The 16,683-nt window shown below is 76.5% G+C and carries 2 protein-coding genes; both read right to left on the minus strand.

Annotated features, from left to right (window positions below; all coding sequences use genetic code 11):
* Positions 1-909, minus strand: a 909-nt coding sequence (locus IE294_RS30285; protein WP_444545312.1) for a beta-ketoacyl synthase N-terminal-like domain-containing protein, incomplete at its 3' end; no start/stop codon positions are given.
* Between the two features lie 43 nt (positions 910-952).
* On the minus strand, positions 953-16,672 hold the full coding sequence (locus IE294_RS30290; RefSeq protein WP_189891348.1) for a type I polyketide synthase: 15,720 nt from the start codon (positions 16,670-16,672) through the stop codon (positions 953-955).
* Positions 16,673-16,683: the final 11 nt, after the last annotated feature.

Below are 16,683 nucleotides of genomic sequence, written 5' to 3' on the forward strand. Positions count from 1 at the left end.
CGAACCCCGCACGACGGCCAGCACCGGATGCCCGTTGCGCCGCGCGTCCGACAACCGCTCCAGCACCAGGACGCCAAGACCCTCGGAGAAGCCGGTGCCGGCCGCGTCGTCGGCGAAGGAGCGGCAGCGCCCGTCCGGGGAGAGGGCGCCCTGCCGGCTGAACTCCACGTACGTGCCCGGCGAGGCCATCACCGTCACTCCCCCGGCCAGTGCCAGGGTGCACTCGCCCTGCCGCAGCGCCTGCGCGGCCAGGTGCAGTGTGACGAGCGACGAGGAGCAGGCGGTGTCCACACTGAGCGTCGGCCCCTCCAGACCGAGGGTGTAGGCGACGCGGCCGGAGACGATGCTGCCCGAACCGAAGCTGCCGAAGTAGTCGTGGTACATGACGCCCGCGAACACGCCGGTGCGGCTGCCGCGCAGCGCGACGGGGTCGATGCCGGCGTTCTCCAGGGCCTCCCAGGAGCCTTCGAGCAGCAACCGCTGCTGCGGGTCCATGACGAGGGCCTCGTGGGGGCTGATGCCGAAGAACGCGGCGTCGAAGTCCCCCGCGTCGTGCAGGAACCCGCCCTCCCGGGTGCGGGAGCGGCCCGGCACGCCCGGCGTCGGGTCGTACAGGTCCGGGTCCCAGCCACGGTCGCCGGGGAACGGGGTGATGCCCTCCGCGCCGTCCGCGACCAGCCGCCACAGGTCCTCCGGGGACCGCACTCCCCCCGGGTAGCGGCAGGCCATGCCGACGATCGCGATCGGTTCCCGGGCCGCCGCGGTCAGCGCGCGGTTGCGTTCCCGCAGCCGCTCGATCTCCTTCAGCGAGGCGCGCAGCGCCTCGACCATCCTGGTGTCCGGCTTCTCGGACTCGGCCATGGTCCTCTTCCTTGTCGCGGGCGTCGTCACAGCACGCCGTCTCGGCACGGCTTCACAGCGCGTGGTCTCCGCGCGGCTTCCCTGCTCGGCGTCACAGCGCGTCGTCGTCGCCGACGAGGTCGTCGAGCGCCATGTTGATCAGGCTCTCGGCGTCCATGGCGTCGATCGGCGCGCGGCCGGTTCCGCCGTCCTGCGCCGGCTCCGGTGCGGGCCGCAGCCCGGCGAGTTCGAGCAGGCTGTCCAGCAGGCCGGCCTCGCGCAGCCGTCCCACCGGGATGGTGGCGAGCGCGGCCCGCACGGTGTCCTCCTCGGCGCGCGGGCCGTCGCCGGTACGCGGGGCCAGCTCGCCGGCCAGGTGGTCGGTGAGCGCGGCCGGCGTGGGGTGGTCGAAGACGAGCGTGGCGGTCAGCCTCAGGCCGGTGGCCTCGTTGAGCCGGTTGCGGAACTCGACGGCGGTCAGCGAGTCGAAGCCGAGGTCCTTGAAGGGCAGGCCGGCCTCGAACTCCTCCACGCCGAGCACGGTCCGGGCCTCGTCGCGCACCAGCCGCAGCAGCCGTTCGGTCCGTTCCTCGGGCGTGAGGGCGGCCAGTTCGCGGCGCAGCGCCGACGCGGCGGCCGACGCTCCGGGCCCGGTACGGCGCGGCGCCCGCACCAGGGAGCGCAGCAGCGGGGCGACCCGGGCGGCCTCGCGCGGGGCGAGGTCCAGGCGGGCCGGCAGCAGGAGCGGTTCGGCGCGGCCCACGCCCGTGTCGAACAGGGCGAGCCCGGTCTCCGCGTCGAGGGCGAGCACCCCGCCGGAGGCCATGCGGCGGGCGTCGGTGTCGCCGAGCCGGTCGGCCATGCCGCCGCTGCCCGCCCAGGCGCCCCAGGCCAGCGAGAGCGCGGGCAGGCCGAGCGACCCGCGGTGGGCGGCGAGGGCGTCGAGGAAGGTGTTGCCGGCGGCGTAACCGGCCTGGCCGGGGCTGCCGAGCAGGCCCGCCGCGGAGGAGAACAGCACGAACGCCGTCAGGGGCCGCTCCCGGGTCAGTTCGTGCAGGTGCCAGGCGGCGTCCAGCTTGGGCCGCAGGACCGCGTCCAGCCGCTCGGGGGTGAGCGAGGTGAGGACGGCGTCGGCGAGGACGCCCGCGGTGTGCACGACGGCGGAGACCGGGTGTTCGTCCAGCACGCGGGCGAGGGCGGCGCGGTCGGCGGCGTCGCAGGCGACGACGGTCACCTGGGCGCCGAGCGCGGTGAGTTCGTCCCGCAGGCCGGGCGCGCCGGGCGCGTCGGGTCCGCCGCGGCTGAGCAGCACCAGCCGCTCGGCGCCGTGCGCGGTGACCAGGTGCCGGGCGACCAGCCCGCCCAGGGCGCCGGTGCCGCCGGTGACGAGGACACCGCCGGAGAAGTCGGCCGGGGCGGGCTCCGCCAGGCGCGGCGCGCGCACCAGCCGGGGCACGCTCAGCCCGCCGTCCCGCAGGGCCAGTTGGGGTTCGCCGGAGGCGACGGCGGAGGGCAGCAGCCGGCGGGAGGCGTCCGTGTCGTCCAGGTCGGCGAGGACCATCCGGTCGGGGTGTTCGGTCTGGGCGGAGCGGATCAGGCCCCACGCGGTGGCGGCGCCGGGGTCGGTGACGTCCCCGGGGCCGGTCGCGCCGCGCGTCGCCAGCACCAGGGTGGTGTCGGCAAACCGCGCGTCGGCCAGCCAGTCCTGCACCAGGGTGAGCAGCTCCCGGACGCCGGCCCGGGCCGCCTCCGGTCCGTCGCCGCCGGTGTGGACGACGACCAGGGTGTCGGGGGCCTGCCCGGCGGCCTGGGCCAGGTCGTCGGCGACGGCCACCTCGGCGACCTCGCCGGCCAGGGCGCCGGCCAGTTCCCGGTGGCCGGGGCCGAGGACGGTCCACCGCCCGGCCTGCGGGGCCGCGGGAACGGAGACGGGCACCCAGTCCAGAGCGAACAGGTCGTCGTGTCCCCCGCTCGCGGCTGCGGCGATCCGCTCCGGATCGACCTCCCGCAGCGACAGGGACGCCACGCGCACCACCGGCCGGCCGGTCTCGTCGGCGGCCTCGATGCGCACCGCGCCGGTGCCCGCAGGGGCGATCCGCACCCGCAGGGCGGTCGCGCCCGGCGCGTACAGCTCCACGCCGTTCCAGGCGAAGGGCAGTGTCATGCGCTCCTCCGCTCCGGCGCGCAGCCCGATGGTGTGCAGGGCGGCGTCGAACAGCGCCGGGTGCAGGCCGAACGCGGCGCCGTCGGTGGGGACGGCGACCTCGGCGTACGCCTCCTCGCCGTGCCGCCAGGCCGCGCGCAGGCCCTGGAAGCGGGGCCCGTACTCGGCGCCCAGTCCGGCCAGCCGGTCGTAGACGCCGTCCAGGTCGACCGGTTCGGCGCCGGGCGGCGGCCAGGGGGTGAGGTCGTGGCCGGGCCTGCCCTCGGCGGGGCGGAGCGTGCCGGTGGCGTGGGTGGTCCACGGGTCGCCGTCGGCCGCGGCGGCGTACACGCGGAAGGCGCGGGCGCCGGTCGCGTCGGGTTCGCCGACCGTGCACTGGAGGCGGACGGCGCCGTCCTCGGGCAGCGGCAGCGGCAGCGGTTCGGTGACGGTCAGGTCCTCCACCGTGCCGCAGCCGACGCGGGCACCGGCGGCGAGGGCCATCTCGACGAAGGCGGTGCCCGGCAGCAGCGGCACTCCGCCGACGCTGTGGTCGGCGAGCCACGGATGGTCGGCGAGGGAGAGCCGGCCGGTGTGGAGGGTGCCGTCGGCGCCGGCGAGTTCGACGGCGGTGCCGAGCAGCGGGTGGTCGGCCGCCGGGCGGGGCAGGCCGGCGTCGCCGGTCATCCAGTAGCGGCCGCGCTGGAAGGCGTAGGTGGGCAGCTTCGACCCGTCCCGGTGGGGCAGCAGCGGCGCCCAGTCGACGGCACGGCCGTGCACGTGCAGGGCGGCGAGCCCGGTGAGCAGGGCTTCGGTCTCCTCGCGGTCCTTGCGCAGCAGCGGTACGACGGCCGTCCCGTCGGGCAGGCACTCGCCGGCCGCGGCGGTCAGGGCGCTGCCCGGACCGACCTCCGCGAAGTGCCGTGCGCCGGCCGCGTGCAGGGCGGTGACGGCGTCGGCGAAGCGGACGGCCTCACGGGCGTGCCGTACCCAGTACTCGGGCGTGGACAGCTCCTCGGGGGCGGCCGGGGCGCCGGTGAGGGTGGACACCAGCGGGATGCGCGGCGTCCCGTACGACAGGGAGGCGGCGACCTCGCGGAACCCGGCCAGCATCGGCTCCATCAGCTCCGAGTGGAAGGCGTGGCTGACGGCCAGTTCCCGGGTGCGTTCGAAGCGGGCGGCCAGGGCGCGGGCGGGGCCGGCGGGGCCGGAGACGACGACGGACGTGGGCCCGTTGACGGCCGCGATCCCCACGCCGTCGCCCAGCAGCGGCGTGATCTCGTCCTCGGTGGCGCGTACGGCGATCATCGCGCCGCCCTCGGGCAGGGCCTGCATGAGGCGTCCCCGTGCGGCGACGAGGGTGCAGGCGTCCCCCAGGTCGAGCACGCCGGCGACGTGGGCGGCGGCGAACTCGCCGACGGAGTGCCCGGCGACGAGGTCGGGCCGGACGCCGAACGACTCCAGCAGCCGGTACAGGGCGACTTCCACGGCGAACAGGGCGGGCTGGGTGTACGCGGTGCGCCCCAGCAGGTCGGCGGAGTCCAGGACGTCGGCGAGCGGCCGGTCCAGCAGCGGGTCGAGCCGGTCCCGGACCTCCTCGAAGGCGGCGGCGAAGGCGGGGAACGCCGCCGCGAGGCGGGTGCCCATGCCCGGCAGCTGCGAGCCCTGACCGGAGAAGAGGAAGGCGAGCCGTCCGTCGGTGGCGGTGCCGTGGACTCCGGTCCGCGGGGTACGGCCCTCCGCCAGGGCCCGGACGCCCGCGGTCAGTTCCTCGCGGGTGCGGCCGAGGACGGCGGCCCGGTGGCCGAGCCGGGTGCGGGCGTGGGCGAGCGCGCCGGCGAGGCGGTGCGGGTCGGTGTCCGGGGCGGCGGCCAGGTGCTCCAGCAGCCGGGCGGCCTGGGCGCGCAGGGCCTCCGGTGTGTGGCCGGACAGCAGCCACGGCACGATGCCGGTCGGCGGCGTCGGGGGCTCCTGGGCCGGTTCTCCGGCGGGCGGCGCGGCTTCGATGATCACGTGGGCGTTGGTGCCGGAGATGCCGAAGGAGGAGACGCCGGCCCGGCGCGGGCGGCCCGGGTCGGGCCAGGGGCGGTTCTCGGTCAGCAGACGGACGTTGCTCCCCTCCCACTCCACGTGCCGGGAGGGCCGGTCGACGCCGAGGCTGGCCGGCAGGGTCTCGGCGCGCAGGGCCTCGACCATCTTGATGACACCGGCGACACCGGCGGCGGCCTGGGTGTGCCCGAGGTTGGACTTGACCGAGCCGAGCCACAGCGGGCGGTCCTCGGTGTGCTCGGCGCCGTAGGTGGCGATCAGCGCCTGGGCCTCGATGGGGTCGCCGAGGGTGGTGCCGGTGCCGTGCGCCTCGACCACGTCGACCTCGGCCGCCGGGACGCCGGCTGCCCGCAGGGCGCGGCGGATGACGCGCTGCTGGGCGGGGCCGTTGGGGGCGCTGATGCCGTTGGAGGCGCCGTCCTGGTTGACGGCGGTGCCGCGCAGCACGGCGAGGATCGTCCGGCCGTTGCGGCGGGCGTCGGAGAGCCGTTCCAGCAGCAGGACGCCGGCGCCCTCGCCGAAGCCGGTGCCGTCGGCGGCGTCCGCGAAGGGCTTGCAGCGGCCGTCCCGGGACAGGCCCCGGTGCCGGCTGAACTCCACGAAGGTGCCCGGGGTGGCCATGACGGTCACGCCCCCGGCCAGCGCCAGGGAGCAGTCGTCCTGCCGCAGCGCCTGCGCGGCCAGGTGCAGCGCCACCAGCGAGGAGGAGCAGGCCGTGTCGACGGACAGGGTCGGGCCCTCCAGGCCGAGGGTGTAGGCGACGCGGCCGGAGACCACGCTGCCGGAGCCGAAGCTGCCGAAGTAGTCGTGGTACATGACGCCCGCGAACACACCGGTGTCGGAGCCGCGCAGGGCGGCGGGGTCGATGGAGGCCCGCTCCAGCGCCTCCCAGGAGGTCTCCAGCAGCAGCCGCTGCTGCGGGTCGGTGACCAGGGCCTCCTCGTCGTCCATGGCGAAGAACGCCGGGTCGAAGTCGGCGGCGTCGTAGAGGAAGGCGCCGTGCCGGGTGTAGCTGGTGCCGGGCCGGTCCAGGGTCGGGTCGTACAGGTTGTCGACGTCCCAGCCGCGGTCGGTGGGGAACTCGCCGACGGCGTCCCGGCCTTCGGCCACCAGCCGCCACAGGTCCTCCGGGGAGGCGATGCCGCCGGGGAAGCGGCAGGCCATGCCGATGACGGCGATCGGCTCGTCGGCGGCGATGTCCCGGGTGGCGGTGGGGACGGTGGCGGCGAGGGTGCCGGTGAGTTCGCCGAGCAGGTGGCGGGCGAGTCCGGCGGGGGTGGGGTGGTCGAACACAAGGGTGGCGGGCAGCCGGAGGCCGGTGGCCGCGGAGAGGCGGTTGCGCAGTTCGACGGCGGCCAGCGAGTCGAAGCCGAGTTCCCGGAAGGCGAGGGTGCGGCCGACGTCCTGGGCGGAGCGGTAGCCGAGGATGGTCGCGACATGGCTCTGCACGAGCTCGGTGAGGAACGGTTCGCGCTCCGCCTCCAGCAACCCGGCGAGCCGGTCCCGCAGGCCGTCGGCGCCACCGCCGGCGCCCGGCCCGGTGGCCGCGCCGGCCCGCCGTACGGGCACCAGGGCGCGGAACAGCGGGGCCAGGCCCTCCCCTTGTGCGCGCAGGGAGGCCATGTCCAGCTTCACCGGCAGCACGGCGGGGTCGGCGCCGCGCAGGGCGGCGTCGAAGAGGGCGACGCCCTCCTCGGTCTCCAGCGGGGCGACACCGCCCCGGGCGATGCGCGTGAGGTCCGTCTCGTCGAGGGTGCCGGTCATGCCGCCCGCCTGCGCCCACAGGCCCCAGGCCAGGGAGTGGGCGGGCAGTCCGAGGCTACGGCGGTGTGTCGCGAGGGCGTCGAGGTAGGCGTTGGCGGCGGCGTAGTTGGCCTGGCCCGGCGAGCCCAGCGTGGCGGCGGACGAGGAGAACAGCACGAACGCCGCGAGGTCAAGGCCGGCGGTGAGTTCGTGCAGGTTCCAGGCGGCGTCGGCCTTGGGCCGGAAGACCGTGTCGATCCGCTCCGGCGTCAGGGAGGTGAGCACGCCGTCGGCGAGGACGCCGGCCGCGTGGATCACGGCGGTCAGCGGCCGGTCGGCCGGTACGGCGTCCAGCACGGCGGCGAGCGCGGCCCGGTCGGCGACGTCGCACGCGGCGCTCGTCACCTCGGCGCCCAGGGCGGCGAGTTCGGCGACGAGGTCGTCGGGGGCGCCGCTCCGGCTCACCAGCAGCAGGTTCCGCACGCCCCGTTCGGCGACCAGGTGCCGGGCGAGGATCCGCCCGAGGGCACCGGTGGCCCCGGTGAGCAGAACGGTGCCGCTGCCGAGGCCGGGCGTCCGACCGGTGGCGGGGACCGGGTCGGGACTCCGGCCGGGGTCAAAGACCGGGTCGGGACTCTCGCCCGCGCCGGAGACCACGTCGGCATGTCGACCGCCGTCGGAGGCCAGGTCGGGGGCCTGGCCGGCACCGGACACCGCATCGGCACGCTGACCGGCGCCCGGCACCGGCTCGGGGCCGTCGAGGGCCGGGGCGGGATCGCCCGTGGTCCGGGCACGGCCGGCCGTGCCCCGGGCACCGTCTTCCACGGCCTCGGCACTACCGTCCATGGCCCCGGCACCGCCCTCCACGGTCCCGGCACGGCCCCCCACGGCCCGTGCGCCCTCGGCGTCGGCGGTGGCGTCGGCGGGGATCCGGGTCAGCCGCGGTACCTGCCAGGTGCCGGCACGGTAGGCCAGGTGGGGCTCGCCGGTGGCGACGGCCTCGGCGAGGCGTTCGGCGTCCGGCTCGTCCCCTGCCTCGGCCTCGACCAGCACGATCCGGCCGGGGTTCTCCGACTGGGCGGAGCGGACCAGGCCGCCGGCCGCGGCTCCCGCGGGGTCGGTGCCGGTGACCACGACAAGGGTGGTGTCGGCGGCGGCGAGCGCGGTGCGCAGCCGGTCGAGGACCGTGTCGACGGCCGTCCGCGCCTCGGCGGCGCTCGTTCCGGCCGGGGCGCGCACCACGTCCGGTGCCGTGCCGGCGGGCGGGGCCGACGGGGCCGGCACCCAGGTGACCCGGTACAGCGCGCCCGCGCGGGCCGAACGGGCCGCGGCGGCCAGGGCCTCGGTCCGCAGGGGCCGCAGGGTGAGCGCGTCGACGGTGGCGACCGGCGCGCCGGCGGGGTCGGCGAGGGTGAGCGAGACGGTGCCCTCGCCGGTGGGCCGGACGTGGACGCGCAGCGCGGTCGCGCCGGTGGCGTACAGCCGTACCCCGGACCAGGCGAACGGCAGCAGGGCCTCGTCGCCGGCGGCGTCGGTGAGGCCGACGGTGTGCAGGGCGGCGTCCGACAGCGCCGGGTGCAGGGCGAAGCCGTCGGGGGCCGCGTCGGTCGCGACCTCGGCGTACAGGCCGTCCGGGGTGCGCCAGGCGGCGCGCAGGCCCTGGAAGAGGGGGCCGTAGCCGAGGCCGAGGGCGGCGAGTTCGTCGTACAGGCCGTCGAGCGGTACCGGTTCGGCGTCCCGCGGGGGCCAGGCGGTGAGCGGGACGGGGTCGGCGGGCAGGGTGCCGGTGGGGGCGAGCAGGCCGTCGGCGTGCCGGCTCCAGGGCAGGTCCTCGTCGGGGTCCTCCGGCCGGGACCAGATGGTGACCGGCCGGGTGTCCCCCTCGGGCGGGCCGACGGTGACCTGGAGCTGGACGGCGCCGTGGTCGGGCAGGACCAGCGGTGCGTGCAGGGTGAGTTCGGCGATGTCGCCGCAGCCGGCCCGGTCGCCGGCGCGCAGCGCGAGTTCCAGGTGCCCGGTGCCGGGGAAGAGCAGCCGGCCGCCGACCCGGTGGTCCTCCAGCCAGGGCTGGGTGCCCGGGGAGAGCCGCCCGGTGAGGACGACGCCTTCGCTGTCGGCCCGTACCATCGCGGCGCCGAGCAGGGCGTGGTCGGTCGGGTCGAGGCCGGCGGAGGTGACGTCGGCGCCGCTCGCGGTGGAGTCGAGCCAGTACCACTCGCGCTGGAAGGCGTAGCCGGGCAGCGGGACGCGGCGCGGCCGGCGGCCCTCGGCGACGGCGGTCCAGTCGACTCCGGCGCCGTGGGTGAACGCCTCGCCCAGGGCGGTCAGCAGCCGGTCCCGGCCGCCTTCGTCGCGGCGCAGGGAGCCCACGGCGGCCACGGCGTCGTCGGTCTCCTGGATGCCGACGGTGAGCACCGGGTGCGGGCTGGACTCGATGAACAGGTGGTGCCCGTCGGCGACGGCGGCGCGCACGGCCTGTTCGAACAGCACGGTGCCGCGCAGGTTGGTGTACCAGTACCCGGCTCCGAGTTCGGTGGTGTCGAGCGGGCCGCCGGTGACCGTGGAGTAGAACGGCACCTGGGTGGCGCGCGGTTCGATGCCGTCGAGGTCCTCGGCGAGGCGGTCGCGCAGGGTCTCGACGTGGGCGCTGTGGGAGGCGTAGTCCACGGGGAGGAGCTTGGCGCGGACCTTCTCCTGCCTGAGCCGCGCGAGGAGTTCGTCCAGGGCGTCGGCGTCGCCGGACACCACGGTGGAGGCGGTGCCGTTGACGGCGGCGACGGACAGCCGCCCGTCCCAGGCGGCGAGCCGGGCGCGGACGGCGTCGGCGCCCTCGCCGACGGACATCATGCCGCCCGAGCCGGACAGCAGTTCGGCGATGGCCCGGGACCGCAGGGCGACGACGCGGGCGCCGTCCTCCAGGGACAGCGCGCCGACCGCGCAGGCGGCGGCGATCTCGCCCTGGGAGTGGCCGATGACGGCGGCCGGGGTGACGCCGTACGTGCTCCAGGTGTGCGCGAGGGACACCATCACGGCCCACAGCAGCGGCTGGACGACGTCCACGCGGTCCAGGTCGCCGCGCAGTTCGGTGGCGAAGTCCCAGTCGGTGTACGGCGCGAGCGCGGCGGCGCACTCGGTCATGCGGGCGGCGAACACCGGGGACTGTTCGAGGAGTTCGGTGGCCATGCCGGGCCACTGGGAGCCCTGGCCGGGGAAGACGAACACGGGCCGGGCGCGGCCGGGCGCGGTGCCCTCGGCGAGGGTGCGGGCGGTGCCGCCGTCGGCCAGCGCGGCGAGGGCGCCGCGCAGTTCGGCCGTGTCGGCTCCGGTGATCGAGGCCCGGTGCGGGAAGCGGGCGCGGGTGGTGGCGAGGGTCCAGCCGATGTCGGACGGGTCGAGCCCGGGGTGGGTGTCGAGGTGGCCGAGGAGCGCGGCGGCCTGACCGGCGAGCGCGGCGGGCGTCTTGGCGGTGAGCAGCCACGGCACGGCGAGGCCCTGCGGTCCGGTGCGGTCCGGTGCGGCGGGGGCGGGCGGGGCCTGTTCGAGGATGACGTGGGCGTTGGTGCCGCTGATCCCGAAGGACGACACGCCGGCCCGGCGCGGCCGGCCGTGCCGCGGCCAGTCCCGCTGTTCGGTCAGCAGCCGCACCTGTCCGGCGTCCCAGTCGACCTTCGTGGACGGCTGGTCCACGTGCAGGGTCTTGGGAAGGACGCCGTTGCGCATCGCCATGACCATCTTGATGACACCGGCGACACCGGCGGCGGCCTGGGTGTGCCCGAGGTTGGACTTGACCGAGCCGAGCCAGAGCGGTTCGGCGCGGTCCTGGCCGTAGGTGGCCAGCAGCGCCTGCGCCTCGATCGGGTCGCCCAGCGTCGTCCCCGTACCGTGCGCCTCGACGACGTCGACGTCGGCGGTGGTGAGGCGGGCGTTCTCCAGGGCTTCGAGGATGACGCGTTCCTGGGAGGGGCCGTTGGGGGCGGTGAGGCCGTTGGAGGCGCCGTCCTGGTTGACGGCGGTGCCGCGGACGACGGCCAGCACCTCGTGGCCGTTGCGGCGGGCGTCGGAGAGGCGCTCCACGACCAGGACGCCGACGCCCTCGCCCCACACGGTCCCGGCCGCCGCGTCGGCGAAGGCGCGGGTGCGGGCGTCGGGGGCGAGCGCGCCCTGCCGGCTGAACTCGACGAAGGTCTCCGGGGTGGCCATGACGGCGACTCCGCCGACCAGGGCGAGCCCGGACTCGCCCTGCCGGAGCGACTGGGCGGCCAGGTGCAGCGCCACCAGCGAGGAGGAGCAGGCCGTGTCGACGGACAGCGACGGGCCCTCCAGGCCGAGGGTGTAGGCGACGCGGCCGGAGATGATGCTGCCGGAGCCGAAGCTGCCGACGTAGTCGTGGTACTGGACGCCGGCGAACACGCCGGTGCGGCTGCCCTTGAGGCTGTGCGGGTCGATGCCCGCGTTCTCCAGCGCCTCCCAGGACGCCTCCAGCAGCAGCCGCTGCTGTGGGTCCATCACGAGGGCTTCCTTGGGGCTGATACCGAAGAACGCGGCGTCGAACGCGCCCGCGTCGTGCAGGAATCCGCCCTCGCCGACGTAGGAGGTGTCGGGGCGCCGCCGGGCGGGGTCGACGACGCGGTCCACGTCCCAGCCCCGGTTGGCGGGGAACGCGCTGATGGCGTCGGTGCCGTCGGCGACCAGCCGCCACAGGTCCTCCGGGGTGCGGACGTCGCCCGGGTAGCGGCACGCCATGCCCACGATCGCCAGCGGCTCGTCCGCGCGGGCCTTGGTGGTACGGCGTCCACGGCGGGCCCCGGTCCGCGCGCCGCCGTCGACCAGGGTGGCGAGGTGGGCGGCGAGCGCCTCCGGTGAGGGGTGGTCGAAGACCAGGGTGGCGGCGAGCCGCCGGCCCAGTTCGGCGGAGAGGGAGTTGCGCAGCTCGATCGCGGCGAGCGAGTCGAAGCCGAGGTCCTTGAAGGCCCGGTCGGTCTCCACGCTCTGCGGGTTCGCGTGCCCGAGCACGGCGGCGACATGGGTGCGGACCGTGTGCAGCAGGGCCGCGGCGCGCTCCTCGTCCCCGAGGGCCGCCATGCGGTCGGCGAGGCCGGCGTCGGTGCCCTGGGCCACGGCTTCCCGGCGCACCGGACGGCCCGCCAGCGCGCGGAAGAGGGGGGCGAGGCCGCTGCCCTGGGCGCGCAGCGCGGGCAGGCCGAGCCGCACCGGCGCGAGGGCGGCACGGCCGGCGCGCAGTGACCGGTCGAACAGGGCGGTGCCCTCCTCGGCCGACAGGGCGGTCATGCCGCCGCGTGTCATCCGGGCGCGGTCGGTCTCGTCCAGGGAGCTGGTCATGCCGCCCGACGGGGCCCACGGGCCCCATGCCAGGGACAGCGCGGGCAGGCCCTGGGCGTGGCGGTGCGCGGCGAGGGCGTCCAGCAGGGCGTTGGCGGCGGCGTAGTTGCCCTGGCCGGGGGCGCCGACGGTGCCGGCGACGGACGAGAACAGCACGAACGCCGAGAGATCGCGGGTGAGTTCGTGGAGGTGGAGGGCGCCGAGCGCCTTCGGCGCGAGGACGGTGTCGATCCGCTCGGGGGTGAGCGAGGGGACGACTCCGTCGTCCAGGACGCCGGCGGCGTGGACGACCGCGGTGAGCGGGTGCTCGGCCGGAATGCCGGCGAGGACGGCGGCGAGGCCGTCGCGGTCGGCGGTGTCGCAGGCGTGGGCGGTCGCGGTGGCGCCGAGGGCGGCGAGTTCGGTGATCAGGTCGTCGGCGCGGCCCGACCGGCTGAGCAGGGCGAGGTGCCGGACGCCGTGGGCGGTGACCAGGTGCCGGGCGATCACCGGGCCGAGGCCGCCGGTGGCGCCGGTCAGCAGGACGGTGCCCTCGGGGTCGATCTCCCACCGGGCTGATGCGTCGGGTGCTTCGGCGCGCACCAGCCGGGCGGCGTGGGCGGTGCCGGCCCGCACGGCGATCTGCGGTTCGCCGGAGGCGAGGACGGCGGGCAGGGCGGCGTCGGCGTCCGCGCCGGGTTCGAGGTCGAGCAGGACGAACCGGTCCGGGTTCTCCGACTGCGCGGACCGCACCAGGCCCCAGACGGCCGCGCCGGCCAGGTCGGGGACGTCCTCCCCCGCGACGCCGACCGCGCCGTGGGTGACGACGGCCAGCGGGCGGGGGTCGTCGTCCTGGAGGGCGGCGAGCGCGGTGCGCAGCGCCTCGCGTACGGCGCCGGCGTCGGTGCCGGGCGTGCTGTGCAGCACCCGGTGCGCGGTGTCGGGGGCGTCGGCGTCCAGGGGCAGCGGCTGCCAGTCGAGGGTGAACAGGGCGTCGGCGGTCGTGTCACGGGCGCCGCGCAGGTTCGTGAGCGGGCGGGAGGCGAGCGAGGTGACCGTGGCGACGGGGGCGCCGGTGGCGTCGGCCAGGTCGACGGCGAAGGCGTGGTTCCCGGTGGGCACCAGCCGGGCCCGCAGCACGGAGGCGCCGACGGCGTGCAGGGTGACGCCGGCGAACGTGAACGGCAGCCGGGCGGTGTCGTCGGCGGAGCCGTCGCCGAGCAGGGCCAGGGCGTGCAGGGCGGCGTCGAAGGCGGCCGGGTGCAGGCCGAAGCGGGGCGCGTCGGCGGCGGGCCGCTCGGGCAGCCGTACCTCGGCGTAGAGTTCCTCGCCGCGCCGCCAGGCGGCGGTCAGGGCCTGGAAGGCGGGCCCGTACGCCAGTCCGGCGGCGGCGTGCCGCTCGTACAGGCCGTCCGTGTCGAGGGGTTCGGCGTCCTCGGGGGGCCAGACGTCCAGGCGGCTGCCCGGCGCACCGGTGTCCGCGGTGAGGAGGCCGGAGGCGTGCAGGGTCCACGGCTCGTCGGCGGGCAGGCTCTCGGCGCGGGCGTACACCTGCACCGTGCGGGCGCCGGAGGGGTCGGGTGCCCCGACGGCGACCTGGACGCGCACGCCGTCGTCGGGGGGCAGCACCAGCGGTACTTCGAGGGCGAGTTCCTCCAGGTGTCCGCAGCCGACCTGGTCGCCGGCGCGGACGGCGAGTTCGACCATGGCGGTGCCGGGGACGACGACCGAGCCGCCGACGACGTGGTCGGCGAGCCAGGCGTGGGTGCGCACCGACAGCCGGCCGGTGAGCACGGCGCCGTCGGAGTCGGCGAGCACGGTGGCCGCGCCGAGCAGCGGGTGGTCGGCGGGGTCCAGGCCGGCGGAGCCGACGTCGCCGACGGATGCGGCGGTCCCGGGCCAGAACCGCTCGCGCTGGAAGGCGGTGGTGGGCAGGTCGACGGTGCGGGCGCCGGTGAACAGCGCGGTCCAGTCCACGGTGGCCCCGCCGGTGTAGAGCTGGGCCACGGCGGTGAGCAGGGTCTCGGTCTCGTCGCGCTCGCGGCGGGTGGCGGCGGCGAGCACGGCGTCGGTGCCGGTGCCGTCGACGGCCAGGCACTCGCGGGCCATGGCCGTCAGCACGGCGTCCGGGCCGAGTTCGAGGAAGCGGGTGACGCCCTCGGCGGCGAGGGCGCGTATCCCGTCGTGGAAGCGGACCGCCTCGCGCACGTGCCGCACCCAGTAGCCGGGGCCGGCGATGTCCTGGGTGGCGAGGGCGCCGGTGACGTTGGAGACGACCGGGACGGTGGCCCGGTGATAGGTCAGGGACTCGGCGACCGCCCGGAACCCGTCCAGCATCGGTTCCATGAGCGGCGAGTGGAAGGCGTGCGAGACCGTCAGACGGCGGCTCTTGGCGAAGCGGGCGGCCACCGCCTCGGCCTCGGCGGCGTCCCCGGAGACCACCACGGACTCGGGGCCGTTGACGGCGGCGATGCCGACCCGCTCGGTGAGCAGCGGGCGGACCTCCTCCTCGGAGGCGCGCAGGGCGATCATCGCGCCGCCCTCGGGCAGCGCCTGCATGAGCCGGCCGCGCGCGGCCACCAGTGTGGTCGCGTCCTTCAGGTCCAGGACGCCGGCCACGTGGGCGGCGGCGATCTCGCCGATGGAGTGCCCGGCCAGGTAGTCGGACGTGAGCCCCCAGGACTCCACCAGCCGGTACAGCGCGACCTCGAAGGCGAACAGCGCCATCTGGGTGCGGGCGGTGCGGTTGAGCGGTGCGGGGTCGTCACCGAGGACGAGATCGCGCAGTTCGTCGTCGCCGAAGAGCGCGCAGATCTCGTCGAAGGCGCGGGCGAAGACGGGGAAGTGCGCGTGCAGCTCCCGGCCCATGCCGGCGCGCTGGGCGCCCTGCCCGGTGAACAGGAAGGCGGTCTGTCCCTTGCGGACCCGGCCCGAGGCGGCGCCCGGACCGCCGTCGGCGACCCGGGTCATGCCCGTCAGGAGCGCGTCCCGGTCCGCGCCGAGGACCACGGCCCGGTACGGGTGGGCGGTGCGGGTGGCGGCCAGGGAGTGCGCCACGTCCACCGGGTCCGGCTCACCGGCGGCGGCCACCAGGCGGGCGGCCTGTTCGCGCAGGGCGCGCTCGGTGCGGCCGGAGACCACCCACGGCACCAGCGGCGGTGCCGTACGCGGCTCGGTCCGGGCCGGTTCCCCGGCGGGGGCTTCTTCCAGGATGGTGTGCGCGTTGGTGCCGCTGGCGCCGAAGGAGGAGACGGCGGCGCGGCGCGGGCGGCCGGGGTCGGGCCAGGGCAGGTTCTCCGTCAGCAGCCGCACCTGGCCCTGGATCCAGTCGACCCTGGTGGACGGCTCGTCGGCGTGCAGCGTCTTCGGCAGGACGCGGTGCCGCATCGCCATGACGGCCTTGATGATGCCGGCGACACCGGCCGCGGCCTGGGTGTGCCCGATGTTGGACTTCACCGACCCGAGCCACAGCGGGCTGCCTGCGGGCCGGTCCTGTCCGTAGGTGGCGAGCAGCGCCTGGGCCTCGATCGGGTCGCCTAGCGTGGTGCCGGTGCCGTGTGCCTCCAGCAGGTCCACGTCGGCGGCGGTGAGCCGGGCCCCGGCGAGCGCGGCGCGGATGACGCGCTGCTGGGAGGGCCCGTTGGGTGCGGTCAGGCCGTTGGAGGCGCCGTCCTGGTTGACGGCGGAGCCGCGGACGACGGCCAGCACCTCGTGGCCGTTGCGCCGGGCGTCGCTGAGCCGTTCCAGCACCAGCATGCCGGCGCCCTCGCTCCAGCCGGTGCCGTCCGCGGTGTCCGCGAAGGACTTGCAGCGGCCGTCGGGGGCGAGGCCGCGCTGCCGGCTGAAGGCGATGAAGTTGCCCGGCGTGGCCATGACGGTGGCGCCGCCCGCGAGGGCGAGGGTGCACTCCTTGTCGCGCAGCGCCTGGACGGCCAGGTGCACGGCGACGAGCGCGGAGGAGCAGGCGGTGTCGATGGTGACCGCCGGGCCCTCCAGACCCAGGGTGTAGGAGATGCGGCCGGAGATCACGGCGGCCAGCACGCCGGTGCCGAGCGCGGCCTCGCTGTCCTCCGGCATCCTCGCCAGCAGGTCCTTGTAGTCCTGGCCGTTGGTGCCGGCGAACACCCCGATCCGGGCGCCGTGCGCGGAGTCGGGGGCGATGCGGGCGCGTTCCAGGGCCTCCCACGACACCTCCAGCAGCAGCCGCTGCTGGGGGTCCATTGCGACCGCCTCACGGGGGCTGATGCCGAAGAAGTCCGGCTCGAACCCGGCCGCGTCGGACAGGAACCCGCCGCGCGTGACATAGCTCTTGCCGGTGGCGTCCGGGTCGGGGTCGTACAGCGCGTCGAGGTCCCAGCCCCGGTCGTCGGGGAAGTCCCCGATGGCGTCGGTGCCGTCGTGGACGAGCCGCCAGAACTCCTCCGGGGTGGTCACGCCGCCGGGGAAGCGGCAGCTCATCCCGACGATGGCGATGGGTTCCCGGTCCTGGGTCTCCACCTCGCGCAGCCGCTGCCGGGTCTGGGCCAGATCGGCGGAGACCCGCTTGAGGTAGGAGAGCAGCTTTTCGTCGTTGGTCATCGGGTGTCGCC

Origin of the sequence: Streptomyces canarius (assembly GCF_014650735.1) — a bacterium.
In the GTDB taxonomy this organism is placed as follows: Bacteria; Actinomycetota; Actinomycetes; order Streptomycetales; family Streptomycetaceae; genus Streptomyces; species Streptomyces olivaceoviridis.